General features: G+C 64.1%; 30 protein-coding genes. 15 read left to right on the top strand and 15 right to left on the bottom strand.

Translation table 11 applies throughout. The features are described 5' to 3' along the window. Genes BH93_RS01200 through BH93_RS01175 form a run of 6 tightly spaced genes read right to left on the bottom strand, consistent with a single transcriptional unit; the run spans position 1 to position 6,126 of the window. Entirely contained in the window at positions 1-1,518 is a 1,518-nt protein-coding gene (locus BH93_RS01200) for an NAD(P)/FAD-dependent oxidoreductase (RefSeq protein ID WP_037174904.1), read from the bottom strand. Then, entirely contained in the window at positions 1,515-2,252 is a 738-nt protein-coding gene (locus BH93_RS01195; protein WP_037174905.1) for a class I SAM-dependent methyltransferase, read from the bottom strand. The genes BH93_RS01200 and BH93_RS01195 overlap by 4 nt, the downstream gene beginning before the upstream one ends. Continuing rightward, a complete protein-coding gene (locus tag BH93_RS01190) occupies positions 2,249-2,482 on the bottom strand; it encodes an RNA-binding S4 domain-containing protein (protein WP_032401604.1) in 234 nt (77 codons plus the stop codon). Before BH93_RS01190 ends, BH93_RS01195 begins: the two co-directional genes overlap by 4 nt. 43 nt (positions 2,483-2,525) lie before the next feature. After that, positions 2,526-4,712: a heavy metal translocating P-type ATPase gene (locus BH93_RS01185; protein WP_037174907.1), complete on the bottom strand. Its 2,187-nt coding sequence runs from the start codon at positions 4,710-4,712 to the stop codon at positions 2,526-2,528. After that, complete coding sequence (locus tag BH93_RS01180) at positions 4,709-5,587, bottom strand: hypothetical protein (protein ID WP_037174909.1); 879 nt, start codon at positions 5,585-5,587, stop codon at positions 4,709-4,711. The genes BH93_RS01185 and BH93_RS01180 overlap by 4 nt, the downstream gene beginning before the upstream one ends. Positions 5,588-5,613: 26 nt before the next feature. Then, complete coding sequence (locus tag BH93_RS01175; protein WP_165712597.1) at positions 5,614-6,126, bottom strand: GNAT family N-acetyltransferase; 513 nt, start codon at positions 6,124-6,126, stop codon at positions 5,614-5,616. A 124-nt stretch (positions 6,127-6,250) separates the two neighbouring features. Here BH93_RS01175 and BH93_RS01170 point away from each other — a divergent pair, with 124 nt between their 5' ends. Next, complete coding sequence (locus BH93_RS01170; RefSeq protein WP_242459087.1) at positions 6,251-7,930, top strand: cutinase family protein; 1,680 nt, start codon at positions 6,251-6,253, stop codon at positions 7,928-7,930. A gap of 22 nt (positions 7,931-7,952) precedes the next feature. Here the strand turns inward: BH93_RS01170 and BH93_RS01165 are convergent, their stop codons facing one another. Both BH93_RS01165 and amaB read right to left on the bottom strand, forming a co-directional pair. After that, on the bottom strand, positions 7,953-9,185 hold the full coding sequence (locus BH93_RS01165; RefSeq protein ID WP_155291026.1) for a hypothetical protein: 1,233 nt from the start codon (positions 9,183-9,185) through the stop codon (positions 7,953-7,955). Between the two features lie 16 nt (positions 9,186-9,201). After that, the gene (gene amaB / locus BH93_RS01160; RefSeq protein ID WP_037174912.1) at positions 9,202-10,737 is read right to left on the bottom strand and encodes an L-piperidine-6-carboxylate dehydrogenase; all 1,536 of its coding nucleotides are present in this window, start codon (positions 10,735-10,737) and stop codon (positions 9,202-9,204) included. A 124-nt stretch (positions 10,738-10,861) separates the two neighbouring features. Here amaB and lat point away from each other — a divergent pair, with 124 nt between their 5' ends. Together lat and BH93_RS01150 are read left to right on the top strand one after the other, a co-directional pair. Further along, a complete protein-coding gene (gene lat, locus BH93_RS01155; protein WP_037174913.1) occupies positions 10,862-12,190 on the top strand; it encodes an L-lysine 6-transaminase in 1,329 nt (442 codons plus the stop codon). Positions 12,191-12,258: 68 nt separating this feature from the next. Beyond that, positions 12,259-12,663, top strand: a complete 405-nt coding sequence (locus tag BH93_RS01150) for a hypothetical protein (protein WP_037174914.1) — start codon at positions 12,259-12,261, stop codon at positions 12,661-12,663. Between the two features lies 1 nt (position 12,664). Here the strand turns inward: BH93_RS01150 and BH93_RS01145 are convergent, their stop codons facing one another. Next, positions 12,665-13,519 (bottom strand): LysR family transcriptional regulator ArgP, encoded by an 855-nt coding sequence (locus BH93_RS01145; RefSeq protein ID WP_037174915.1) that lies wholly within the window; start codon positions 13,517-13,519, stop codon positions 12,665-12,667. A 75-nt stretch (positions 13,520-13,594) separates the two neighbouring features. On the opposite strand from BH93_RS01145, the gene BH93_RS01140 reads away from it, so the two are divergent. The 4 genes from BH93_RS01140 (at position 13,595) to BH93_RS01125 (ending at position 15,630) form a co-directional block, all read left to right on the top strand. Further along, complete coding sequence (locus tag BH93_RS01140; protein ID WP_032378816.1) at positions 13,595-14,212, top strand: LysE/ArgO family amino acid transporter; 618 nt, start codon at positions 13,595-13,597, stop codon at positions 14,210-14,212. 120 nt (positions 14,213-14,332) lie between these two features. Continuing rightward, positions 14,333-14,686 carry a PLD nuclease N-terminal domain-containing protein gene (locus BH93_RS01135; RefSeq protein ID WP_032401614.1) on the top strand — a complete coding sequence of 118 codons (354 nt, stop codon included), beginning with the start codon at positions 14,333-14,335 and terminating at the stop codon, positions 14,684-14,686. 33 nt (positions 14,687-14,719) lie between these two features. Then, positions 14,720-15,241: a mycothiol transferase gene (locus tag BH93_RS01130; RefSeq protein ID WP_037174916.1), complete on the top strand. Its 522-nt coding sequence runs from the start codon at positions 14,720-14,722 to the stop codon at positions 15,239-15,241. After that, entirely contained in the window at positions 15,238-15,630 is a 393-nt protein-coding gene (locus BH93_RS01125; RefSeq protein WP_037174917.1) for a VOC family protein, read from the top strand. Before BH93_RS01130 ends, BH93_RS01125 begins: the two co-directional genes overlap by 4 nt. A 4-nt stretch (positions 15,631-15,634) precedes the next feature. On the opposite strand, the gene BH93_RS01120 is transcribed toward BH93_RS01125, so the two are convergent. Then, positions 15,635-16,060, bottom strand: coding sequence for a VOC family protein (locus BH93_RS01120; RefSeq protein WP_052065274.1), 426 nt, complete (start codon positions 16,058-16,060; stop codon positions 15,635-15,637). Continuing rightward, positions 16,041-16,418 (bottom strand): VOC family protein, encoded by a 378-nt coding sequence (locus BH93_RS01115; protein WP_037174918.1) that lies wholly within the window; start codon positions 16,416-16,418, stop codon positions 16,041-16,043. Before BH93_RS01115 ends, BH93_RS01120 begins: the two co-directional genes overlap by 20 nt. A gap of 51 nt (positions 16,419-16,469) precedes the next feature. Here BH93_RS01115 and BH93_RS01110 point away from each other — a divergent pair, with 51 nt between their 5' ends. From BH93_RS01110 to BH93_RS01100, 3 genes are all read left to right on the top strand, one after another. After that, complete coding sequence (locus BH93_RS01110) at positions 16,470-17,294, top strand: helix-turn-helix transcriptional regulator (RefSeq protein ID WP_242459086.1); 825 nt, start codon at positions 16,470-16,472, stop codon at positions 17,292-17,294. A gap of 115 nt (positions 17,295-17,409) precedes the next feature. Beyond that, complete coding sequence (gene mraY / locus BH93_RS01105; protein WP_032379473.1) at positions 17,410-18,480, top strand: phospho-N-acetylmuramoyl-pentapeptide-transferase; 1,071 nt, start codon at positions 17,410-17,412, stop codon at positions 18,478-18,480. 16 nt (positions 18,481-18,496) lie between these two features. After that, positions 18,497-18,709 carry a hypothetical protein gene (locus BH93_RS01100; protein ID WP_032378810.1) on the top strand — a complete coding sequence of 71 codons (213 nt, stop codon included), beginning with the start codon at positions 18,497-18,499 and terminating at the stop codon, positions 18,707-18,709. Between the two features lie 11 nt (positions 18,710-18,720). Here the strand turns inward: BH93_RS01100 and BH93_RS01095 are convergent, their stop codons facing one another. Then, positions 18,721-19,383, bottom strand: a complete 663-nt coding sequence (locus tag BH93_RS01095; protein WP_155291027.1) for a hypothetical protein — start codon at positions 19,381-19,383, stop codon at positions 18,721-18,723. A gap of 212 nt (positions 19,384-19,595) precedes the next feature. On the opposite strand from BH93_RS01095, the gene BH93_RS01090 reads away from it, so the two are divergent. Both BH93_RS01090 and BH93_RS01085 read left to right on the top strand, forming a co-directional pair. Beyond that, positions 19,596-20,726 (top strand): Cmx/CmrA family chloramphenicol efflux MFS transporter, encoded by a 1,131-nt coding sequence (locus BH93_RS01090; protein ID WP_052065344.1) that lies wholly within the window; start codon positions 19,596-19,598, stop codon positions 20,724-20,726. 28 nt (positions 20,727-20,754) lie between these two features. Then, on the top strand, positions 20,755-21,219 hold the full coding sequence (locus tag BH93_RS01085; protein WP_052065275.1) for a MarR family transcriptional regulator: 465 nt from the start codon (positions 20,755-20,757) through the stop codon (positions 21,217-21,219). Between the two features lie 2 nt (positions 21,220-21,221). Here the strand turns inward: BH93_RS01085 and BH93_RS01080 are convergent, their stop codons facing one another. Together BH93_RS01080 and BH93_RS01075 are read right to left on the bottom strand one after the other, a co-directional pair. Beyond that, positions 21,222-21,446 (bottom strand): hypothetical protein, encoded by a 225-nt coding sequence (locus BH93_RS01080; protein ID WP_037174921.1) that lies wholly within the window; start codon positions 21,444-21,446, stop codon positions 21,222-21,224. Next, positions 21,439-22,164, bottom strand: coding sequence for a haloacid dehalogenase type II (locus tag BH93_RS01075; RefSeq protein WP_037174922.1), 726 nt, complete (start codon positions 22,162-22,164; stop codon positions 21,439-21,441). The genes BH93_RS01080 and BH93_RS01075 overlap by 8 nt, the downstream gene beginning before the upstream one ends. 302 nt (positions 22,165-22,466) lie before the next feature. On the opposite strand from BH93_RS01075, the gene BH93_RS01070 reads away from it, so the two are divergent. Both BH93_RS01070 and BH93_RS01065 read left to right on the top strand, forming a co-directional pair. Next, positions 22,467-22,850 carry a cupin domain-containing protein gene (locus BH93_RS01070; protein WP_052065276.1) on the top strand — a complete coding sequence of 128 codons (384 nt, stop codon included), beginning with the start codon at positions 22,467-22,469 and terminating at the stop codon, positions 22,848-22,850. Continuing rightward, entirely contained in the window at positions 22,847-23,311 is a 465-nt protein-coding gene (locus BH93_RS01065) for a GNAT family N-acetyltransferase (RefSeq protein ID WP_037174923.1), read from the top strand. The genes BH93_RS01070 and BH93_RS01065 overlap by 4 nt, the downstream gene beginning before the upstream one ends. Before the next feature lies 1 nt (position 23,312). On the opposite strand, the gene BH93_RS01060 is transcribed toward BH93_RS01065, so the two are convergent. Beyond that, positions 23,313-24,386, bottom strand: coding sequence for an aldo/keto reductase (locus BH93_RS01060; RefSeq protein WP_037174924.1), 1,074 nt, complete (start codon positions 24,384-24,386; stop codon positions 23,313-23,315). Positions 24,387-24,513: 127 nt separating this feature from the next. Between BH93_RS01060 and BH93_RS01055 the strand changes: the two genes are divergently transcribed. Beyond that, positions 24,514-25,374, top strand: coding sequence for a helix-turn-helix transcriptional regulator (locus BH93_RS01055; RefSeq protein ID WP_037175186.1), 861 nt, complete (start codon positions 24,514-24,516; stop codon positions 25,372-25,374). Positions 25,375-25,413 lie beyond the last annotated feature (39 nt).

Raw genomic sequence — 25,413 nt, 5'->3', positions numbered from 1 at the left:
TCACCGATTCATGAGCTTTTCGATGGCGTCGAACATCTTGAATCTTCCACTCGTGGGCACTGTTTCGATGTCATGTCCCGCGATACCCCAGCTCGACAGAAGGGTGTTGGCAGCCTGCAACCCTGTGGTGGCTGCGCGCTCCATCAACGCTACCGGCAGATCGATGCGGATGCCGTCGCCGGCGAGGACCAGCGCAGGTTCGGGGGTGCGGACCGTAGGCCGCTCGGCGAACGCTCCGAGTCCGAACATGGGGCAGTCGTCTCGCCATTCGGACCGCTCGGCAATCACTTCTGCCGCAGCCGTTTCCGGATAGATCTCGTGCATCCGATCCATCAACTGCGCGCGGGTGACTTCCTCGGATTCCTCGGCAGCGTAGGCGTGCAGTTCGACGACGGAGCCGCCGGTGCGGGCAGCCCACTGCGCGGCCTCGTCCTCGAACCGTTCGAGCACACTGATGTTGTCGATCGGCGGCATGCCCCCGGTGCCGATGAAGGCGGGGCGATCTGCGTTGACCGGTTTGCTCAGCCACACCCGGTGCACCAGGAACGGCGGTGTGTTCTGCAGCGCGGCAATCTGTTCCCGCCACGCGGACGTCCCGAGTTCGGGTGACTGCGCGAGCACTCGCTGCAATCCTGCGATGTCGGTGGCGAGGACCACCGCGTCGGCATCGATGATTCCGCCGGCATCGACGCGGAACTTACGCAGTCCGCCGCGGGTGATCTCGCCACACGGTGTCGACGTTCTGATCTCGACACCGAGCCCGGTGAGGTACTCACCCAACGGATTCCACAGCGCCTGTGGGTACGCGTCGCATGGAACGTCGAAGATCAGGCCCTCGGAAGAACCCAGGAAGTAGATGTGGAACATCATCGCCAGCTCGGCGGCAGACATCTTCTCGGGATCGGCGAAGAAGCTACGCGAGAACACCCCGAATGCCAGATGCCGCGCTGCCTCGGGAAAGTTGATGTTGCGCAAAAACTCTGCGGCCGGAGTGGTGTCCAGCTCGTCGAAAGTCTTGGGCACGCTCACCGTCATCAGCGGCAGTGCCGCGATGCCGTTGAGGTCGGTGAGGTCTTTCCACCGGAACGTCGGACTGCGCTTGACGAACGCGAACGCGTTGAGCGGCGGCGTATCCGGTAGCCCCTTGAATCCGTCGATTCGGCCGTCGCCGTCGATCAGCGGGTAATCGTCCACCGGACGCAACCGAGCCAACCCTGGATCTGTGCGGCGCAACAGGTTTCGGAGGTTGTAGTACTGACGGAAGAATGCGTGAAAGCCGCGGCTCATGGTCGCGGGCGAGCCGTCCTCGAGCGTCGTGTCCCACCCGCCGACGCGGCCGCCGAGGTAGCTCTCGCGCTCGACCACGTGCACCTTCACGCCGCGCTCGGCCAGGGCGGTTGCGGCGCTCAGTCCGGCGATACCGCCGCCGACCACCACCACATGTGGAACGTCGGCCAACTGGCCGGCATCGGAATACCCCTGCGGCGCAGCATGGGTGACCTTCTTGGAATCGGTCAACGCTCTTCCTCCGCGGGCCGGGAGCCGAGGAACGTGTGCACCACACCGTTCTGCCATCCGGTCATCGTCTCTCTGGCGACGCCGGTGTAACCCGCGCGCTGCATCCGCCGCATGAAGGCAGAGGCACCGTCGAAGGTCACGACACTGCGCCAGAGGTGCCGGTACAGGGTGGCGTCGCGCGTCGCCAGCCAACCGAGCGGAATGATGATGCCCCAACTGACCACGTTCCAGGAGATCCTGGCTCGCAGCGAATCGTGTACCGAGTACTCGTGGAATGCGATGGTCGAGCCCGGGCGGAGCAGCGACAGAAGCGATTTGAGCTCGGTGTCGGGTTCGTCGACATTTCTGATGAGATACGCCGCCAGGATTGCGTCGAACGGGCCGTCGACCCCGTTGACCGCCAGGTCCTCGACACGCGAGTGCACGAACGTCACGTTCGCCGGCCAGTCCTTGCTACGGGCCACCTCGAGCATTTCGGCAGACGCGTCGGCAGCGACGATCTCCGCATGCGGAGCGGCTTCGAGCAGCGCGGCAGTGGATGCACCCGTGCCGCAACCGATGTCGAGCAGACGCAGGCCCGCACCGAGATCGGGGATCCGCAGGCGCTGAGCCGACTTGAGCAGGTGTTCGTGATAGCCGGGGTTCGCTCCGACCAGTCGGTCGTACGCCTTCGCGCCGACGTCGAATGCTCCGGGAACTTCGTTACGCGGCAGTCCGCTCTTACCGACCTTCACAGTGCCTCTTCCTTGCTCACGCGGGCAGAGGGCCCACCCTGGACCGTTACGACATCACCGTGCTGCAACTGCCGTCCGCGCCGCACATCGACGTCGCCGTTGACGCTCACCAGACCGTCGGCGATGACGCCCTTCGCCTCGGCACCGGATTCGATGAGGTTGGCGAGCTTGAGGAACTGACCCAATCTGATCGATTCGTCGCGAATGGGGACATCGTGTGCGTCGGACATGGCTCCATCCTGTACTAGCGCGCCGTTCGCTGCTACCAACGAGTCACATCGACGAACGGAACCTCCGCAATCGCAGGCTGTTGGTCACCACGAACACCGACGACAGAGCCATCGCGGCACCGGCGAGCATGGGGTTGAGCAGGCCCGCAGCGGCCAGCGGAACGGCAGCGACGTTGTAGGCGAAGGCCCAGAACAGGTTGCCCTTGATGGTGCTCAGCGTGCGCCGTGAGAGCCGGATGGCATCGCCGACAGCCCGCAGATCTCCTCGCACCAAGGTGAGATCACTGGCCTCGATCGCCACATCGGTGCCGGTCCCCATCGCGAGGCCAAGGTCGGCCGTGGCCAGCGCGGCCGCGTCGTTGACGCCGTCGCCGACCATCGCCACCACCTTGCCGGACGCCTGCAGCTCTCGGACGGCATCGACCTTGCCCGACGGCAACACGCCTGCGATGACCTCGTCGATTCCCACCTCGGCAGCGATGGTCCGGGCGGCGGCCTCGTTGTCTCCGGTCAGCATCACCGGAGTCAGGCCGAGTGCCCGCAGCTCGGCGACGGCCTGCTTCGAGGTCGGCTTGACCGAGTCGGAGACCACCAGCACCCCGCGGGCCTTGCCGTCCCACCCGAGCGCGACGGCTGTCCGGCCCTGATGCTCGGCGGTCTCGAAGGCGTCGGCCAACTCTGCCGGCAGGGGCATCGACCAGTCGGCCAGCAGTGTGCGACGGCCGATGACGGCAGCGCGCCCATCCACGACGCCCTGCACCCCGAGACCCTCGAGGCTGGTGAACTCCTCGACAGCCGTGGACTGGGTCGAACCCGCGATGGCCCGGGCGATGGGATGCTCCGAACCCGATTCCAATGCTGCCGCCACGGCACGGACAACGTCCTCGTCCTCACCGTCGGCCACGTGCACCGAATGCAGTGTCATCTCGCCGGTGGTGACGGTGCCGGTCTTGTCCAGTACGACGGTGTCCACGCGTCGGGTGGATTCGAGAATCTCCGGGCCCTTGATAAGAATCCCGAGTTGCGCAGCCCGGCCGGTGCCGACCATCAGCGCGGTGGGCGTGGCCAATCCGAGCGCGCAGGGGCACGCGATGATGAGCACTGCGACCGCAGCGGTGAACGCGCCGGCCGCGGAACTGCCCGCACCGAGCCAGAATCCGAGCGTGGCGACCGAGATCGCGATGACGATCGGCACGAAGATGCCGGAGATACGGTCGGCCAAGCGCTGTGCCTGCGCCTTACCCGTCTGCGCGTCCTCGACCGCTTTCGCCATCTGCGCCAACTGGGTATCCGATCCGATTCGGCTTGCGCGCACAACGATTCGGCCACCGACGTTGACAGTCGCACCGACCACGGCATCGCCGAGGCCGACCTCCACAGGCACGGATTCGCCCGTCAGCATCGATCGGTCGACGGCCGAGGAGCCGCTCTCGACGGTGCCGTCGGTGGCTACCTTCTCACCCGGACGAACGACGAACAGATCTCCGACGACCAGCTGTTCGATCGGAATCTGTTGTTCTTCATCGCCTTTCAGGACCGAGACCGTCTTGGCACCGAGGTTCATCAGCGCGCGCAACGCTGCCCCGGCCTGCCGCTTGGATCGACTCTCGAACCAGCGGCCGGCGAGGATGAACGTGGTCACGCCCGCCGCGGCTTCGAGGTAGATGTTGTTCGCCCCGTCGGTCCGCGCGATCGTGAACTCGAACGGATGCGTCATACCGGGTGTTCCTGCGGTTCCGAAGAACAGTGCGTACAACGACCATCCCAGCGCCGCAAGGGTTCCCATGCTGACGAGGGTGTCCATTGTCGACGTGCCGTGCCGCAGGTTGGTCCACGCGGCGCGGTGGAACGGTAGAGCCCCCCACACCACGACGGGCGCAGCGAGCGTCAGCGAGAGCCACTGCCAGTTGGTGAACTGCAACGCCGGAATCATCGCCATCGCGATCACCGGAACGCTGAGCACTGCCGAGACGATCAACCGCTGTTTCAGCGGATCGGTGGGGAGTTCGTCCGCAGGCTCGGCGGCGTGCACAGTGGCGGTGTAACCGGCAGCTTCGACGGCGGCGATCAGATCCTCGGTGGCCACGCCGTCACTGGTGACGCGTGCCTTCTCGGTGGCGTAGTTGACCGTCGCCGACACCCCGTCGAGCTTGTTGAGCTTGCGTTCGATGCGGTTGGCGCACGACGCACAGGTCATGCCGCCGAGGATCAGTTCTGTTTCCTGGCTCATGCCTGCCCCTCCCGTACCTCGATGGTGAATTCGGCCGTGTGCACGACGCCTCCGTGCTGGAAGTCCAGATAGAGCGCATATGTTCCCGCGGTGGGGGCATCGACCGTGAAGTCGACCGTCGGACCCGGCGGCCCGTCTTCGGGGTGTACGTGCAGGTACGCCAGGTCGTCTGCCCGCAGAGCCACCAGATGCCCGTAGGCACCGAGGTACGGCTCGAGATCGGTGACCTCGTGACCGTCCTGCTCGATCGCCAGCAAGACGGTGGAGTTCGTGCCCGCGGTGACCGCGCCGGCGAGTGTCACGGTGTAACCGTCGACACTCGATGTCACATTTGGTGGACTCAGAGGCTGCGGCCGATAGTCGCCGGGAACGGTCAGCTCGGCTCCGAGGGTGATGTTCTCCCCGCCGGCCGGGGTGAAGTCCGCGAACAGACGGTGCGGGCCGGGCGTAGTGAGATCGAGAGCCGTCGACCATCTTCCCGACGCGTCACGCGTCGGATGTACGTGCTGGAAGTCCGTCAGATCGCGCCGAACGACGATGAGGTGCAGCTCCTCGGTGTGCATGACGTCGTAGTCGGTCAGCGCCGCCCCGTCCGGTCCGGTGATCGTGAAGGCGACCGGTACGTCCGGTCCGGACTCGACGACGGATCGATCGAGCTCGAGGGTGTAGCCGTCCTGGGTGGCCTGGAGCCCGGCCGGAATCGACGTCTCCTCGTTGTGCTCGTCGTGACCGGTGTGTGACGCGGCCGCGGTTGCCGGGGCCGCTGGTCCGATCGTGTCGCCGACGAACAGTGCCGCGAGAAACAGAAATGCGATGCCCACGAAGAATCCGACGAGTTTGGTGGGGGCGTCGAGTTCCTGTCGTCCGAAGTTCATGGAACTACCCTACCCCCCCAGGGTATCTAAGCGGTAGTTCCGAGATGCATCTTGTAGCCGACGTGGGAGTCGACGAAGCCGAGACGGGTGTAGAAGCGATGCGCGTCCGTGCGACGGACATCGGAGGTCAACTGCACCAGAGCACATCCCCGCTGCTCGGCCTCGTCTATCGCCCACGTGATCAGCGCGCCGCCGAGTCCCCGGTTGCGCCACCGAGCGTCCACTCGAACGGCTTCGATCTGCGCCCGCAGCGCTCCCCCGCGCGCCAGCCCCGGAATGACCGTCAACTGCAGTGTTGCCACCACCTCGTCACCGTGCATCGCCACGACCTGCAGGTTCCGCGGATCCGACGAGATGTCATCGAAGGCGGCGCGATACCCGTCCATGTCGTCGGCGGACTCCCGCGTGACACCCAGCGGGTCGTCGACCAGCATTGCCACGATCGACTCCAGGTCCGACGCAACCGCCTCACGCACGGCACACGTCGACCCGTCGGTCAGGTCGAATTCCGTCGATGTCATTCGGGGGTGAATTGTCATGCGCACGACGGTAAATCATCCGCTTTGTAACGCGAATGACCCCGAGGACGAAATGCCGGGTAACCCACTGGCAACTGCAGTCGGGAAATTCGGTGTCGGGCCGTGAGCGATGGGGATCGAAAACATGATTGTTGGCAAGTCGAAGCGAGTGCGCGTTGCCTTGAGCGCGTTCGCAATCGGAGCACTCGGTGCCGGAGTGGTCATCGCCGCACCGTGGTCCACGTCGTCGACGACTACCGAAGCGTCCATCGAACTGGTGTCGACGGCAACGTGCTACGACATGGTCAGCATCGCCATCGGCGGCCGCGGCGACACACCCCGCGAGGGCGTCAAGTGGCTCACCACACCCGACGGCGAACGACTGCCTGCCGCGATGTCCGGCGACTACTCCAGCGACTGGATCGACCAGGCCGTACGCGCGCCCAACAACGGCAACGTCGTTCCGGATTCGTACGCCGCGGTGTACGTCGAATACCCCGCCGATCTGTCGAGCTACGAGAACGCTGTACAGACCGGTGTCACCAACTCGCAGACCATCATGAAGTCCATCACGGCGTCCTGCCCCAAGACGCGATTCGCCATCGTCGGGTACAGCGAGGGTGCAGACGTCGCCCGCCGCACCGCCATGGAGGTCGGCAACCAGGTTGCCGCGGCCGATGGCACCTACGGAATTGTCGATCCCTCGCAGGTCGTCGGAGTCGTCATCTTCGCCGACGCCGGCCGCGTCTCGGGAGAAGGCCCCTTCCCCGGTGCCGAGAACCCGTTCAGCAACCCCGACGGCTTCGACACCAAGTACCAGAACGGCAACACCGCAATTCCCGGACAGGGCGCACTGCCCGGCACGTCCGGCGGATTCGGAGCGCTCGACGGCCGAGTGGCATCCTTCTGCTCCGACGGTGACCTCACCTGCGCACTGCCGGAGAACACGTCACTGATTCACCTGGCCGCCAACGTCGGTCGCCAGGTCAATGCCGACGCACTGCAGAACGAGCAGCTCACCCCCGCCACCGGTGCAGATCTCGCACTGGCGCTGGGACGGATCGCAGTCAACGCCTTCAACGACATCGCCTCGCAGCCCAACTGGATGCAGAGCGACGAGACATTCCTCGACGTGCTGATCAAGGTGTCCGAGCCCAACTACAAGCCCGGCACCGTCACCACTCCCGTCTCGGCCAAGGTCGACGGCGAGCAGGAGCCGATCGAAACCGGTCAGATGGTCGACCTGGCATACCTGCCGCAGAAGATCTTCCGCGAGATCACCGGCTTCATCGCCTCCAACCAGAACACCGTTCCGGTGATCATGAACGACCCGTACGGCCTCACCTTGGGCCCCGGATCGGGACACCACTTCGATTACTGGCGTGACGCCGATGCCGCCAACGGCAAGCCGTTGACCTCGGTGCAGTACGCCGCGGCCTGGTTGACCCAGCTGGCGGAAGAGGCCAACAGGGGCGAGCCGATCAAGTCCGCAGCGGTTCAGGAGAAGGCCGGACGTGCAGCGGTCGAGACGATCGTGGCACCCGCGACCACCTCGGCAACGCCGACTCCGACGGCCACGACGACCGCACCGGTCACCACCAGTCCCGTAGTGACCACCACGGTTCCGGTTGTGCCTGCACCCGCCGCAGAAGCACCGGCACCGGCGTCCGAGCCGGTCACAACCCCCGAGTGCACCGTCCCCGTCGAGGGTGTGACGCCCGTCGAGGGTGCACCGCCGCTCTGTGTGACCCCGACCGAGACGGCTGCTGAAACAGCGACCGAGACCGTGGCTCCGACCACCACCGAGGTTGTACCTGCTCCCTAGGTGAACGGAAACTCGTAGTCCGCTACGAAGTTCCGCGCACGACGGTGGGTCTGCGCATCAGCAGCGCGCAGGCACCCGTCATCACCGCAACAACCACGAGCCCGGCCACCGATAACACCAGGTGGTCGGGCTCGCTTGTGCGCGTGGCGACTGCAACGTCCGAAGACAGGCCCGGCTGATAACTCGCGGCGTACACCACCACCGGCAGAGTCATGGTGAACAGCGCGGGCAGCGAGAGTGCCAATGCACCCGGTGAGGTCGTCAGAGCGGACACCACAACGTAGGCAGCGACCAACGGCAGCACGAACCCCGTTCCTGTCGGCACCTCGAAGTAGCCCTCGATCACGCCCGCAAAGGCGATCACGAGCAGCCCGCCCAGTCCGATGTACAGCTGCGGCCACCGGTAGCCGATCCCAGCTCCGACGATCAACAGTCCAACACCGAGAGCCAGCTCGGCACTGTCCCCAGCGGCCAGGCCGAACGAGCCGAACACACCTGCCGACAGCGCACAAAGCACCAGCAGCACGCGTCCATCGCGACCAGGAAGAAGAAACGACGCCAGCACTGCGAAGGCCGTCACACCGGCGAGGCTGCCGAGCCAGAACGCGCTCCCGGCGTTGTGACCGGCGGCAATCCAGCTCAGGACTCCCGCTGCGACGGGCAGTGGAATGCCGACCAGCAGAATTCGCCGGGTCTCGTACGGCTGTAGCTCCTCGCGGCGGTGCGCCAGGAACAGCGCAACCGCGGTGCCCGACGCGAAGATCACCATCACTATCGCTCGCTGCGGGCTCACGTCGTCCTCGGCACCGACCACATCCCAGACGAACACGGGACCGTCGTTCGCCTCCAACAGCGCATCCAGCGCACCACCGAGCAGACCGGCCCCGAGGACGGCAACTGCCAACGCGGCCTGTGCACCTCGATGCCGCCCGGCCAACACTGCAGCCGCGGCGAGTAATGCACCGGTGGCCAGTGCGCCGGCCCAGTGGCCGAGCAATCCGGTCACCATTCCAACGGTCTGGAACACGATGACGAGCACCGCTGCGATCGCCATCACGATCGAGGTGCGTGCGCTCGCACGTGCCAGCCCGACCGAGGCCACGCAGGCAGAGATCGCAACGACGGTCAGCCCGTTGACAATTGCCCAGAACGAATGGAATTCCGCGGTGCTGCTCAACAGGGATTGAAGCGGGCCGATGTCACTGATGGCATAGCCGACGACAAAACCGGCCAGGACCATCGACAGTACTTTCATACTGCCGATCATGCCGTCAGCCGAATTTCACTCCCTGCGCCAGGGGCAGTTCGTTGGAGTAGTTGACGGTGTTGGTTGCACGGCGCATGTAGGCCTTCCATGCGTCCGAACCGGATTCGCGTCCGCCGCCGGTTTCCTTTTCACCACCGAAGGCACCGCCGATCTCTGCGCCGGAGGGTCCGATGTTGACGTTCGCGATGCCGCAGTCGGAGCCGGCGGCAGACAGGAAGCGCTCCGCTTCACGCAGGTCGGTGGTGAAGATCGACGACGAAAGTCCCTGCGGCACATCGTTGTGCAAGGCGATCGCCTCGTCGAGGGTCTCGTAGGTCAGGACGTACAGGATGGGCGCGAAGGTCTCGTGCTTGACGATGTCGGTCTGCGCGGGCATCGTCACGATCGCGGGCTGAACATAGAACGAGTACTCGTCGACCACGTTCACCCGCTCGCCGCCGACCACCACGGTTCCGCCGTCGGACACTGCGGTCTCGAGGGCTTTCCGATAACCCGAGAAGGCACCAGCATCGATGAGCGGGCCCACCAACGTGTCACTGGCCAAGGGAGATCCGATCGACAGCGTCTCGTACGCCGCAACCAGCTTGCCGACCAGTTCGTCCGCAACCGAGGCATGCACGATGACGCGTCGAAGCGAGGTGCAGCGCTGACCTGCCGTGCCGGCGGCCGAGAACACCAGTCCGCGCGTCGTCAGATCGAGATCGGCCGACGGCGTCACGATCGCCGCGTTGTTGCCGCCGAGTTCGAGCAACACCCGGCCGAATCGTTCGGCAACCCGCGGGGCCACGGCCCTGCCCATTCTCGTCGAACCGGTGGCCGACACCAGTGCGACACGTGAATCGTCCACCAGCGCTTCGCCGGATGCGCGTCCACCGACCACCAACTGAGCGATCTTGGGGTCCACGCCTGCCGCAGCGGCGGCACGCTCGAACAGTGCCTGCACTCCGACGGCAGTCAACGGGGTCTTCTCCGACGGCTTCCAGATGACGGTATCGCCCGCGACGAGCGCGAGGGCGGTATTCCAACTCCATACCGCAACAGGGAAATTGAAGGCGGTGATGACGCCGACGACTCCGAGCGGGTGCCACTGTTCCATCATGCGGTGCCCGGGCCGCTCGGTGGCAATGGTGTTGCCGTACAGCTGACGTGAGAGTCCGACGGCGAAGTCGCAGATGTCGATCATCTCCTGCACCTCACCGAGGCCCTCGGACACGATCTTTCCGGCCTCGATCGACACCAGCGCGCCCAGATCCTCCTTGTGCACCCGCAGTAGTTCGCCCAGTTCGCGGATCACCTGACCCCGCACCGGGGCGGGCACCTGCGACCACGAGGAGAACGCGGTGTGCGCGTCGGCGATGACGCTCTCGACGTCGGCTGCAGACGCAGACGTCAGCGACGCCAGGTTTCCGCCGGTGATGGGCGAGCGCGCGACGATCGCGTCGGGTCCAGCGGGAGCGTCGAGCGCGATAGTCGCACCCAGCCGGTCGAGGATGGCGCGAGTGCGCACACTCAACTCGTCGTGGGTGATGGATGCAGACATGCGCGTACACCTTCCGTGGAGAGAACCGAACCGTCGGAGATCAGCCTACCGACGAGGGTCACGACCGTATAATTTCCTGCGTATTGGGCTTGCTTACGGAATATTAACGCGTATCTTCGACGTCATGACGCAAGTATTACAGCGCACCGGAGTGACGATCGACGCCTCCAACGTTCGCAACGTGATCGGTGAACACCTACTGGCCGACGGCTTCGAGCTGGTCCTCGACCTCGATGGCTCGACCGGTTCCACCCTGGTCGACGCCAGGGACGGCACCCGCTACCTGGACCTGTTCACGTTCTTCGCGTCCAACGCCCTGGGCATGAACCATCCCGCCCTCATCGACGACCCCGAGTTCCGGGCGGATCTGATGCAGGCGGCGATGAACAAGCCCAGCAACTCCGACATCTACACCGTGCCCATGGCCCGGTTCGTCGACACGTTCGCCCGTGTACTCGGTGACGATCGATTGCCGCACCTGTTCTTCGTTGAGGGCGGCGCACTGGCAGTAGAGAACGCGTTGAAGGTGGCGTTCGACTGGAAGTCACGCTGGAACGAAAGTCATGGTCTGGACCCATCACTGGGCTCCCAGGTGATGCACTTCGAGCATGCGTTCCACGGCCGTTCGGGTTACACGATGTCGTTGACCAACACCGACCCGAACAAGGTTGCACGCTTCCCGAAGTTCGACTGGCCACGAATTCCGTCCCCGTTCATCAGATCCGACGCGAACATGGACGAGTTGGAAGACGCTTCATTGGCAGCGGCCCGCCTGGCCTTCGAGGCCAACCCGCACGACATCGCTTGCGCCATCATCGAACCCATCCAGGGCGAGGGTGGAGATCACCACTTCCGGCCTCGCTTCCTGCAGAAGTTGCGCGACCTCTGCCACGAGTTCGACGCCTTGTTCGTCATGGACGAAGTTCAGACCGGTGCCGGAATGACCGGTACCGCATGGGCTTTCCAGCAGCTCGACGTCGTGCCGGATATCGTCGCCTTCGGCAAGAAGGTGCAGGTCTGCGGCGTCATGGCCGGCGGCCGTGTCGACGACATCGACGACAACGTCTTCGCCGTCAGCTCTCGCATCAATTCGACGTGGGGTGGCAACCTCACCGACATGGTGCGGTCGCGTCGAATACTGGAAGTGGTCGAGTCCGAGAAGCTCATCGACCGCGCCGGCACGCTCGGAGTAGTGCTGCTGACCATGCTGGAGGAGTTGGCAACGCGACACACCGTGGTCTCGGAGGTACGCGGACGCGGTCTGATGTGCGCCTTCTCCTTGCCCGACGCCGCCACTCGCGACCGAGTGATCGAGCTGTTACGTACCGAGGAACATGTGCTGGCGCTCGGCTGCGGTGACGCGGCAGTGCGATTCCGCCCCGCACTGACGATCACCGAAGCCGAGCTGACCCAGGCCGTCGCGGCCATCGATCGGGTGCTGACCATGCTCTGACGTTGTCAGGTAAATCTTGACAAACCGACCTCCTGTTGTCAGGCTGTTCCTGACACAGGAGGTCGATCATGGATCCCATCACCCTCGCCACCGAGGCGGATATCTCTGCTGCAACGCGGGCAGTCGTGACAGCAGCGGCCATCGAGGCCGGACGAGTTGCCGACGAGATCATCGGCACAGGCCCCCTGCCGGGAACACCGGAATGGGATGCCGAGCAATCGACCGACCTGCCCGCACGACGCAGCCTCGCGTGGCATCTGTTGAGTCTTCGCGTGCAACTGGCAGCGGGGCTCGACGGCCTCGAAACCGTGGTGGTGCTGAGGGTTCAGGGTACAACGTGGGCGACGATCGGAACGGCAGTCGGCATGTCACGACAGTCGGCCCACGAGCGGTGGGGTGCCCGATCGGCGGCCGTTCTCGATCCCGTCGGCGACGGGCTGCCCGAGATCGTGCCGAACGACAACCCGGCCTGAGCTACAACAGCATCCTCGCAGCACCTGCTGCCACGGCGTCGGCTGCTCGCTGGAGTGCGGGAGAGGACAGCGACCACTGCTGCCAGTACAGCAGCACATCGTCGATTCCATTGTCGTCGAAGCACTTCAGCGAGTCACGGGCCTGCAGATCGGGGATCATGCCCCAGCCGAAGCCGAGGTCGACGGCCCGCGCATAGTCCGCGGACGCCGGCACCAGATGCCGCGGAGGCTCGTGTGGTTCGATACCGAATCGCTGTAAGTAGTTGTCCTGCAACCGGTCATCGACGTCGAAGACCACCACCGGGGCGACGCGCAACGCAGCGGCCGTCACCCCTGTAGGGAACCACCGTTCGATGAATTCAGGCGTGGCCGACGGCCGGTAGCGCATCGAACCGAGGCGCCGAACGGTGCAGCCACGAACCGGATCGGCCACCGATGTGATTGCGGCAGAGACGATCCCGTCGTGCAGCAGTTGAGCGGTACGATCCTGATCTTGCCGATGCAGGTCGAAGGTCGTCTGGGACGCCAGTGGCGCGAGCACAGGCAGTACCCAGGTCGCCATCGAATCCGCATTGACGGCAATGGAGACAGGAGCGGCGATTCCGTCGTCGTTCAGTTCGGCCCGAGTCTGGTCGGTCAAGGTATCGATCTGGCGAGCCAGACGCAGTACTGCAATGCCGGATTGAGTGGCCACCACAGGTTTGCTTCGCTGCACCAATGTTCGCCCCAACGACTGCTCGAGCGACTTGATTCGCTGGCTTACCGCCGACGGCGTCACGTGCAGCGCCCGAGCCGCAGCCTCGAACGTTCCGCCGTCGACCACGGCTTTCAGGGCTCTGAGCTGCTCGATCTCCATCGTATGAAGGTACTCTAATCAATACTGAAAAACATTCGCTGGACCTAACTGTGGCTTCCTCCTAGCGTTACAGTCATGACATCGCTTGCCGCCGCACAATCGACGCTCACCGGATTGGGCGTCGGGCTCTCGCTCATCGTCGCCATCGGCGCGCAGAACGCGTTCGTGCTGCGCAAGGGCCTGCAACGCACCCATGTGTTGCCGGTGGTGGCGGTGTGCGCCCTGTCCGACGCGGTACTGATTCTGGCCGGGGTGGCCGGCATCGGGGTACTCGTCGACCGCTTCCCCGTCGCTCTGCGCGTCGTGACCGTCCTCGGTGCCGTGTTCCTCCTCGTCTACGGACTGATGGCACTCAATCGAGCGCGCACTCCCTCGACGATGACGACCGAGACGACCGGTGGCGGTTCACTGATCGCGGCCGTCGCCACCTGTCTGGCACTGACCTGGCTCAATCCGCACGTCTACCTCGACACGGTGGTGTTCCTCGGTTCCATCGGAAACCGTCAGCCAGGAGACCTGCGTTGGTGGTTCGCCATCGGCGCGATGCTGGGCAGCGTGCTCTGGTTCACCGCGCTCGGCTACGGCTCACGTGTGCTCAGTCCGCTGTTCGCGCGGCCGTTGGCCTGGCGAATCCTCGACCTCGGGATCGGGATCATGATGCTCACCCTGGCGGCACTGCTGGTATTCGGCTGAACCCTGACTATCTAGGTCGTTCCGCAGGCTCCACTCCCGACACTTGATCCGCGGTACAACGAGTGATCTGATAGTCGCGGTAGACCGACCGCACGGTCTCGAAAACCCTGGAGGACTCCCGTGCCGTACCTCGGCCTGTTGATCATGCTGATGGCCATCTTCTGTCTGATCGACGTCATCACCGCCGATGACTCCGGCATCCGCCACCTCCCGAAAATGGTGTGGCTACTACTCGTCATCGTCCTGCCGTTGGCCGGCTCCATCGCATGGCTCGTCGTGGGAAGACCCGAAGGCGGCGGCATCTGGGGTGGCAGCGGTGCACCGCGCACCGCGTCGGCATACCCCGAGTACGACGCCAAACCCGGCCGGGCCGTCGCCCAGTCGCAGGAAAGCGACGAGGAGTTCCTCCGCCGCTGCCGCGCCCGCGCCGAGGAACAGCGTCGCATCGCCCGCGAACAGCGCAAGAGCGAATGAGCCAACAGCGCTCAGTGCACGCGGAATAGCACCATGGCCAAGCTGACGACGTTTCCCGAACCGAACTCCGCCCTGTCCGATCCCGCCGACCTGTTTCGCGAGTACCTACGCTTCTATCGCGGCGAGTTGGTTCGGCGAATCACTGCCCAGAGCGACGATTCCCTGACCACCACAACCGTTCCCTCGGAGTGGACCCCGCTGCAGATGTTGACCCATCTGGTGCACATGGAGCAGCGCTGGTTCGTCTGGGGGTTTCTCGGCAGGGCGGTCGACGCGCCGTGGGGTGACGAGAAGGACGGCTCCTGGCATGTGCCGGCCGAGGTGGACGCCGAGACCCTCCTGACCAGGCTCGACGACGGTGCCAGGCTCACCGAAGAAGTATTGAGCACACACCGGATGGACGAATTGGCCACGCTCGGTGGAAGATTCACCGATGAGCAGCCGACTCTGATCTGGATCTGCTTCCATGTACTCCAGGAATACGCCCGTCATCTCGGCCACCTCGACGTCGCTGTCGAACTGGCCGGCGGGCCGAGAGGTGAGGGACCGGCATGAGAATCAACATCACCAGCGTCTTCGTCGACGATCAGAGCAAGGCGCTGACGTTCTACACCGACGTACTGGGCTTCGTCGTCAAACACGATGTATCCATGGGTGGACCCGATCGTTGGCTCACGGTCGTCTCACCGCAGGATCCGGAAGGTACCGAGCTGCTACTCGAGCCCAGTGGTCATCCCGCAACCGCGCCGTTCAAGGATGCGCTCTTCGCAGACGGCATCCCGTTCACGCAGTTCGCGGTGGACAGTGTTGCAGCAGAATACGATCGGCTCATCGGCCTCGGCGTTCGGTTCACTCAGCAGCCCACCGAGATGGGCCCGGTGATCACTGCGGTGTTCGACGACACCTGTGGAAACCTGATTCAGATCATCGCTCCGGCGAGCTGACAACTCAGACGTTCGCGTACAGATCGACGGTGGTGCCGTCGGGATCGTGCACGACGGCATAACGCTGACCCCAGAACGCATCCCACGGCTGCAGGTGGCCGGTGTACCCCGCCTCGGTCACCGCTGCCCACGCCGCGTCCACTCCGGCGGCGGAACCGCAATCGAAGGCGAGCGCAACGCGATGACCGCCGCTGGGCGGCGTCCACGTCGGGTCGAAGGAGGTAATCGTGGACGGGAGATCGAACAACAGTCGAACGCCGCCGAGGTCGACCTCCACATGTTGCTCGGCATCGGCGTCGGCCGGAATATCCAGTCCCAGAACGCGATAGAACGCCAGTGCGGCAGCCATATCGGCGACGACGATTTCGATTCCTGCCAGACGTGGTTTCACGACGACAAGGCTAGCCGCGTCAGCCCCAGTTCGCGGCATTTGTCAGGCAGAAGGGATGCCCTGCCGGGTCGAGCAGGACGAGCCAGGTCTCACCCGGCTGGTCGTCGGGCAGCGTCGCCCCGAGTTTCACGGCGACCGCCGCCGCAGCGTCGAGATCCTCGACCGCAAGATCGAAGTGAAACTGCTTGCTGCCATTGAGATTCGGCCACGGCGGCGGCTGATAGTCGTCGACGCGACCGAATCCGAGCGCACTGCTCGGACCCTGCAGCATCGCGTACTCCTGCTCCGAATGTACGACGCTCCAGCCCAACAAGGACGACCAGAATGTCGCGTTGGCCGCAGGGTCTGCGCAGTCCAGGGTGACCATCTTCAGCGTGGCCACGGGTGTCTCGGTCATGGTGTTCCTCCTTCACAGCGAATGTCGGACCAGACTCCTACACTGACGCCCGTGCCGGATAGGAAAAATGCGACAGCCACCCAGTCCGGCGTCCTGCGGCCGGATCAGCTGGCGCAGTACGTCGACCTGGTACGGCTGCCGTGTGCGGCGGAGTTGGAACCGTGGGTCGAGAACTACTGGCAGCTGCAATGGGATCTGCCGCCCGGCATCTCGTACCGCAGTTCGACGCTCCCGCACCCTGCCTGCACGCTCAGCGTCGAACGCGGCTGGACCAGAGAAGGTGTCGTCGACCCTGTAGTGGTGACCGGAGTGCTCACGCGCCGCTTCGACGTCGTGCTCGCCGAATCCGGTTGGGTCTTCGGCGTCAAGTTCCGGCCGGGCGGCTATGCGGCCTTCACGGGAACGGTGGCTCGAAGCCTGCGCGACGTCCAGGTGGCTCCGCCCACTCCGTTCCGAGCCGACACCGTCGACGCATTGGCCGAACTGGGCGGACATCTGGACGCCGACCACTGCCGAACCGTCGTCGATGCGGTTCTCACGCCCTATGCACCGGACGTCGAGCCGGAGTACGAGGTCGTTCTGGACATCATCGGGACCATGCTGGGCGATCGGACGCTGATTCGCGTCGCCCAGGTGGAAGAGCGGTGCGGGATAGGCACTCGGCGGGTGCAGCGGCTGTTCGAGCGTTATGTCGGAGCGACGCCCAAGTGGGTTCTCGGCCGGTATCGCATTCACGATGCGCTCAGTGAGCTCGACGGCGGCTACTCGGGTCCACTGGCAGACCTTGCGGCGCGATACGGCTGGTTCGACCAGGCGCACTTCACGCGCGAGTTCACCGAATTGGTGGGAATGCCACCGAGTTCGTATCAACTGTGAGTAACGCCTTCGTCACGCATTGGGACTTTTGCCGGTTCGTTTGGCACAGTATCCCGCGGTGCTCGGTAGTTTCGGGCGGGGAACAGCAGCACAGAGGAAGAGTGGGCTCCAACGCATGATCAACATTCTTGTTGCCGGTGGTATCGCGTTGGCGGTCTCGATTCTGTTGACGCCGTTTCTCATCGCGCTGTTCACCCGGCAGGGCTTCGGCCAGGAGATTCGCGTCGAGGGCCCGGCAAGTCACCAAGCCAAGCGAGGGACCCCGACGATGGGCGGCGTCGCGATCATCGTCGGTCTGTGGGCCGGCTATCTCGGCTCCCACCTCGTGGCGATGGGCGGGGACGGCCCGTCGGCGTCTGCCCTGTTGATCCTCGGTCTCACGACTGCTCTCGGCGTCGTCGGTTTTCTCGACGACTACATCAAGGTCCGCATGAAACGAAGCCTCGGTCTCAAGGCAACCGGCAAATACGTCGGGCAGATCAGTGCAGCGGTGATCTTCGCAGTGTTGGCGCTGCAGTTCCGCAATGGGAACGGGCTGACGCCGGGCAACGTCGAACTCTCGCTGGTGCGCCAATCGACGTTCTTCACGATGGCCCCGATCGTTTTTGTGCTGTTCTGTGTATTCCTCATCGTCGCGTGGTCCAACGCGGTCAACCTCACCGACGGGCTCGACGGTTTGGCGGCAGGATCGATGACCCTCGTCCTCGGCGCGTACACCGTGATGACGTTCTGGCAGTACCGGCAGTCGTGCGCGACCAACTCCGTCGCCGGGTGCTACCAGGTACGCGATCCACTCGACCTCGCCGTCGTCTGTGCCGCAGCCGCAGGAGCCTGCATCGGATTCCTGTGGTGGAACGCCGCCCCGGCCAAGATCTTCATGGGCGACACCGGTTCGCTCGCCCTCGGTGGACTGCTCGCAGGCCTGTCGATCGTGAGCAAGACCGAGCTGATCGCCGTGGTCTTCGGAGCTCTGTTCGTAGCCGAAGCTGCATCGGTCGTCATTCAGGTCGCCTCGTTCAAGAGCACCGGCAAGCGGCCGTTCCGAATAGCGCCTATTCACCACCACTTCGAGTTGGGCGGCTGGGCGGAGACGACGGTCATCATCCGGTTCTGGCTGTTCGCCGCGATCGCGTCGGCATTGGGGCTCGGGTTGTTCTACAGCGAATTCCTTGCGGCCGTCGGCTGACCTCTACGATTCCGATATGACTGACGAATTGTCCCCGGTGGCCAAGGTCGATGCTCTCGCCGCCGAACTCGAACAACTCGATGCTCGACGCGTCGCCATCGGGGTCGAGCTCGTCAACCTTCAATTCGGCCTCGACGGGGATGCCAAGATCCGCGCGACAGAGGTGTTTCACAGCGACTACCTGGAGCGTCTCTTCTCGTTGGTCGACGAACTGCGCACCGACGAATAGTTCTGGCCTCGCTACACCGCGTCCGGGTCCGAGCGCGACAGCAGAGTCAGCCGGAAGTCTCTCAGCGACAGAGTGAGTGCGGCCAATGCTGCAACAAGTACGTCGCCGACCGGAAACACCAGCCACGGATTACTGATGGTGGGGGTGAAGGTCGATGCTTCGCCAATTCGTGTGATGTAGGGCGTATCCGAGACGTAGGTGTCAGAGACGTAGGTGTCCGAAACTGAACTACCGATTGACGTCCAGCCGAAGTCAGCTGCAGGAGGCGAGTTGATCTCGATGCTCAACGGATGCTCCCACGACCAATTCGACGCGGATTCGGTTGGTTGCGGTGGCCAATGCGTCCAGGCGAGTGCACTGCCCGCTCCCAGTGCCGCACCCACGACGATCAACAATCCGAACAGGTGGATGCGGCTGCGTTCACGATCCCGGACGATGCGCAGACCCGAATCGACGAGAAACGACGCCGCCACCAAACCGATCACCAGACCGGCACCGACGAGATAGAAGGTGACGGGAAACCAGCTCGGCCGCAGATAGGCCGCACCGATATCGGGCGCGCCATCGGACGAGCCGGCAATGGCGACATGCCACACGACCGCTGCCGCACCACCTATCGAGGCACCGACTGCGGCGAGCACCGCCACGAGGCCTTTCCCTGATGGGCTGTCCACGGTCGGGACTCTACCCACGACGGAAACTCGGTGGCGTCGGAGGGAAACCTCGCGTTACGGTGTTTCGGTGAGTTCACCCGAGGCATCCAGATTCGAGCTACCGGCACCCCGGTAGCTCGACGAAACCGAAGCACTCGATCACGACACGTTCGGTGAGCACCCGTGTGCCGGTCCATTTGTCCTGGACCCGTCTCACATTCGGAGAAACCTCCATGCCACCGCTCGTATTCTTGCTGTCCACAGCTGTCTTCGCGCAGGGAACGTCAGAGTTCATGCTGGCCGGACTGCTGACCGACATCGCCACCGATCTCCACACAACGGTCCCCCGCGCTGGATTGCTGACCTCGGCATTCGCCATCGGCATGATTGTCGGGGCACCGGTCATGGCCGTAGCGACACGGCAGTGCCCACCGCGTCTGGCCCTGTGCTCATTCCTGGCGACCTTCATCGCGATGCACGTACTCGGCGCATCGACCAACAGCTACGCGCTGCTGTTCGTCTCGCGGGTAGTGGCCGCATTCGCCAACGCCGGTTTCCTGGCACTCACCTTGGCCATCGTCTCGGCATCGGTCACACCCGATCGCCTCTCTCGCGCCGTCGCCACGATCCTTGCCGGCACCACTCTCGCACTCGTTGTCGGCGTTCCGTTGGGCACACTCGTAGGAACACTTCTGGGTTGGCGTGCGGCACTGTGGGCTGTGGCGTTGCTGTCGGTTCCTGCGCTCGTCGCCGTGGCATCGGCTGCACCCGCCACCCAGGACGTGCGAGCCATGGGTTCGCTGGCCACCGAATTGGCTGTCCTGCAACGACGCTCAGTGCAGCGGGTCCTCGTTCTCTGCGTTCTCGTCAACGGTGCCACCTTCTGTTCGTTCACCTACTTGGCTCCCGTCGTCACCGAACGAGCGGAATTGCAGACAGCGATGGTGCCGGTAGTGCTTGCGTTGTTCGGACTCGGCGCTCTGGGGGGAGTCTGGACCGCAGGCAGGTACGGTGACCGGCACGCGAGGAGAGTCGTGACGTTGGGTGGCACAGCGCTTCTCGTCGGTTGGTGTCTGTTCGCGCTGCTATCCCAGAGCCCGGTCGCCATGTTGGTCTTTGCCTTCGTGCAGGGCGGACTGTCGTTCGCCCTCGGCAGCACACTGGCGAGCCGAGTGATGCTCAACGCGGTCGGTGCGCCGACGATGGCGGGCTCGTTCGCAACAGCGAGCTTGAACATCGGTGCTGCCGCCGGGCCTGCTCTCGGCGGAGTGGTCTACAGCTCGGCACTCGGACCGATCGGGCCACTAGCCGCCAGCGCAGTCTTGGTGGGTACAGCTCTTGTGGCATCTGTCCTGTTGACCTGAAGCGTGGTTGAGGTTCTACTGTCGTTTCATGAACTCACAAGCACACCGACAACCACGACCGATGCAGCCACCCGAGCGACAGCCGATCGGATTCTGGACCGCGCGCGCCGGAGAGGCCATCCGAGCACGTACCCGCGGCGCCCTCCACGACATCGGCATCACCCAACCCGAATGGTGGCTCCTGCATCAGGTCTCGCTGCATCCCGCAGGGGCCGACAGGGAAGCGACGATCGAGAAGATCGGCCACAACGACACCCCGGAGGCAATCGTCGAGGCACTCGGCTCCGCACGTGCGAAGGGCTGGATCACGGAGTCCAATTCACGTGTGACGTTCACCCCGGACGGTAAGGAACAATTCCGACGTGGGGCGGACGTTCAGCAGATGCTGCAGGACGAACGTATGCAGGGCATCGGTGAGGACGAGTTCGTCACCGCAATTCAAGTGTTGCAGCGAACGATCCAGAACGTCGGGGGCGACGCCTGGCATTGGTGAGCTCAGCTGCGTCGAATGCGGCCGACCGATACCGCAATCGCCAGTCCCAGAAGTGCACCGAGAACAGGCAGGCCGAATACCAGGACCATCCAATCGGGCGCACCCTGATACTGCTCGTCGCCGACGAATGCGTAGTTCACCCGCTGCGGCTGGCGCTCCCACAACAGATAGCCGACCGCACCGATGAGACCGACCGTAAAACCGATCAGCGTGAACAACTTACGCATTCGGGCGCGCCTCTCGGGCAGCTGTTGCGAATGCGGCCATACTCGGGAACTTCATATCGAAGCTGTACTCCTCGGACGGTTCCGGTGTCGCACCCCATCCGGGGCGATCGTGCCGCCGATCGATCCACACCGACGCGAGGCCATGACGTTTCGCCGGTACGTGATCGTGGAACAGACTTTGCGCGACGTGGAGCAGACGCGACCGGGGCACGCCCAGGTTATCGAGTACTCCATCGATTGCGTCGAAGTGGTTGTCGGCCGGCTTGTATGCCCCGACATCCTCGGCAGTGACAATGGCGTCGAACTGAACGCCGAGACGGCGATTGCTACCCGCAAAACCGTCGCGGTGAACGTTGGACAGTATGACCAGCTTGTACCGCTGGGCGAGCGACGCCAGCGCGTCGGCTGAGTCCGCGAAAGCCGGCCAATCCGGAACAGATGCTCCGAGCTTGTCCGCCCAATCGGCCGAGACAGAAATTTCCAGTGTGTCACCGGTCCTCACGAAGGCCTCGGCGAGTATTCGGGGGTAGAGGGCGGCCGGAGAATCTCGCTGCGCCCCAGCTTCGTTGGGGCCATAGGCCGTAAGCAACTCGTCGTCCGACAGCTCCGAGCCGGCCTGCTGCGCCCACGCTCTGAGCACCTCGAGAATGCCGGCTTCCCAGTCGATCAACGTCCCGTAACAGTCGAAGCTCAGCACGTCGTAGTCGGCGAGATTCATGTGGCAGCGCTCCTAGCGAAAATCAATGGCGGACGACGAGTCGTGCCGATACCGTCTGCAGGTCATGAGCATCGTACTGCCCTTGACCTGTTCTCGACATCTGACTGGCGCTGCTATCGCCAGATCGGACACTGATCGATCGTGATTCAAACCTGTTGCGCTACAGCACATATGACTCGGAGCGCGGAGTCCTATCCGAAAATATCCGACAAGCGAACAGTCTCGCAACGATTGCGCCGGGCCGTCGGCCAGAACCGAGTAGAGTTTCACCGAGCCGACTCGACGGACAACGAAGGTAGCCCATGAGCATCGACAGCGGCAGTACCGGCAACCACAAGCGCAACGTCGACGACGCCCTGAGCAAGATCGACAAACCCTGGCAACCGCACCGACTCGCCAGCATCAACGACTACGACGTCAAGGTGGTCAAACTTCTCGGCGAATTCGTCTGGCACACGCACCCGGACACCGACGAGATGTTCTTCGTCCACAGCGGAGAACTCACCATCCAACTGCGTGACCGCGACGTTGTACTCGGGCCCGGTGATGTTTTTGTCGTCCCGGCAGGCGTCGAGCACTGTCCCAAGGCAGCCGAAGAGGTGTCGGCTCTGCTGTTCGAGCGATCGGGCACCGTCAATACCGGCGATGCAGGCGGCGACAGGACCTCGCAGGTCAAAGAGTTGTGACGGCAGTTCTGCTGCGCCCGGCTGTTCGGTCCGACGCCGAGTTTCTGTTCTCCATGGCGTCGGACGTCGAGGTAGTTCGATGGGTTGGCGACGGAAACCCATGGAGTAGAGAGTATTTCGATCATCGTTTTGCGGTGGCACTGAACGCGACGGGCAGCCGCGAGCCGGACGTGCAGAAGTGGTTCGTCGGGACTACCGAGGAGCCGGCGCGTGTGGGGTTGCTCAGCACCATTCGTCGATCCGACCACCTGGAGGTCGGCTATTGGGTACATCCGGACCATTGGGGTCGCGGCTACGCGGGCAAGCTTCTCGTTCACGCGCAGGAGCATGCGTCCGGTCTACCGTTGGCAGCGCAGGTGTATCGGGAGAACGGAGCCTCTTGTCGGGTTCTCGAGCGGGCCGGGTTCGCACTCGTCGACGATGGAGATCCCCTCACCTACCGGCGTAATCCGGTGCCCTGACTCACCACGTCCTGACAGGCCGGGGACGAACGGTGGTGCGGCCGGTCGTGACGCCACGCACCATCGGGCGCATCAGAAATTCGTGGGGAAACCCGGGATCGACAGCGCTGACTGCATGCAGTGTGTCGAGCTGCGATCGGTCGAATGCGACATCGAGAGCAGAGATGTTCTGCTGCAACTGTTCCAACGTCCGCGCCCCGATCAGCGAACTGACGACCGATGGATGCCGAAGGGTCCATGCCAACGCCACCTGAGCAGCGGTGACCCCGAGTTCGTTCGCGACGTCGACGACGGTATCCGCAATCTCGAGCCCGCGCGCGGTCAACGTTCCGTTCGCCTTCGCGTGATCGCGCCGCGTCCCAGCTGGACTCGCTGAACCGACCGCCACAAGGTCTGCGGCAGTGTATTTCCCCGTCAGCACCCCACCGCCCAGTGGGGCCCACGGAACGACGCCGATGCCCAGACTCGCTGCCATCGGCAACAATTCCCGCTCGGTCGTCCGTTCGATCAAGCTGTACTCCACCTGGAGTGCCGCAAACGACGGCCAGCCGCGTAGCTCCGCTGTGGTCTGCATGCGCGCGACTTCCCATGCCGGTGTATCCGAAATGCCGATGTACAGAACCTTTCCCGAACGGACCAGCTCACCGAGCGAGGCGATGATCTCGTCACCGGGCGTCACGCCGTCCCAGGCGTGCAGGTACAACAGGTCTATGTAGTCGGTGCCGAGGTTCCGCAGGCTTGCTTCGACGGACCCGCGCAGGCTCTTCCTACTGCCCCCACCCGCATTCGGATCCGACGGATCACGCGTCGCCGCGTATTTCGTGGCGACGACAACCGAATCACGGCGGCCCCGGAGGAGTGGGCCCAGGTACTGCTCCGACTGGCCGTCGGTGTAGATATTGGCGGTGTCGACCATGTTTCCGCCGGCATCGAGGTAGGCGTCGAATATTCTTCTCGAGTCGACCTCGTCTGCACCCCAGCCCCAGGCGGTTCCGAATGTCATCGCTCCCAGCGAGAGTGGTGATACTCGAAGACCGGAGCGGCCCAGCAATCGGTACTCGTCCATGCGTGTCATCGATCATGTCTCCTTCGTGTGCGGTCCCACTCACCGTCCTTGCCCCGTCGGGAAACGGGAAGGACAAGATCATCCTGGGACGAGCGATACCAGGCTGATCGCACCGAAGTGGCCTACCGTGGATCGGGTGAGTACTCGGTTGGGTCGAAACGAACTGGCAGCATTTCTGCGTGCCAGGCGCGAGGCGCTCAAGCCGTCGGATGTCGGTCTACCACCACGGATAGGGGCTTCCCGGACACCCGGTTTGCGGCGTGAGGAGGTCGCTGCGTTGGCTGGAGTGAGCGTGGACTACCTCGTCCGGCTCGAACAGGCACGGGATGTTCGGCCATCCGCCCAGGTGGTTCAGTCCCTGTCGAATGCGCTCAAGCTGTCTCCCGATCAGACCGGCTACCTGTTCTCGCTCGCCGGCCATCGTGCACCGGAGCGGGCCTCCGCCCACGAGGTGCCCGACGGCATTCGGCAGCTGATCGACGACGTCGCCCCACTGCCTGCGATGGTGCTCGATCACCGGCTCGACATCCTGGCCACGAACGACATGATGGCCGCATTGCTGCTCGACATCGACCGACGACCCGTCGTGGACCGCAATGTTCTTCGAATGTGTTTCCTGGACAATCGATTCGATGGATTCTACGAGGCCCGTGATGATGTCGTTCGGGGTGCAGTCGCCGACCTTCGCGCTGCCTGGGTGAACCACTCACACGACGCGAAGTTGGCAGCGTTGATCGAGGAGCTCGAACGAGGGAGCACGGAATTCTCCCGCTACTGGCAGTCCCGGGAAGTGTCCGTGCGGAACCGAGGTGACAAACCGATGCGGCATCCACTTGTCGGGCAGATCACCGTGACATTCGATGTCCTCACCCCGCTCGGTGACCCGGACCTGCGGCTCATCGTCTACCGTCCGGCGGACGCGCAATCCCGTTCTGCGTTGAACGAACTCGGGCGTCTGCGCACGCAGCGATCGCAGCGGCGCCTGCACACCATCTGAATCCGACTGTGCCGGGCACAGAAAGTCGGGTTTGCGCTG

Source organism: Rhodococcoides fascians A25f (assembly GCF_000760935.2).
GTDB lineage: Bacteria > Actinomycetota > Actinomycetes > Mycobacteriales > Mycobacteriaceae > Rhodococcoides.
This window is presented reverse-complemented; position numbering and strand designations above follow the sequence as displayed.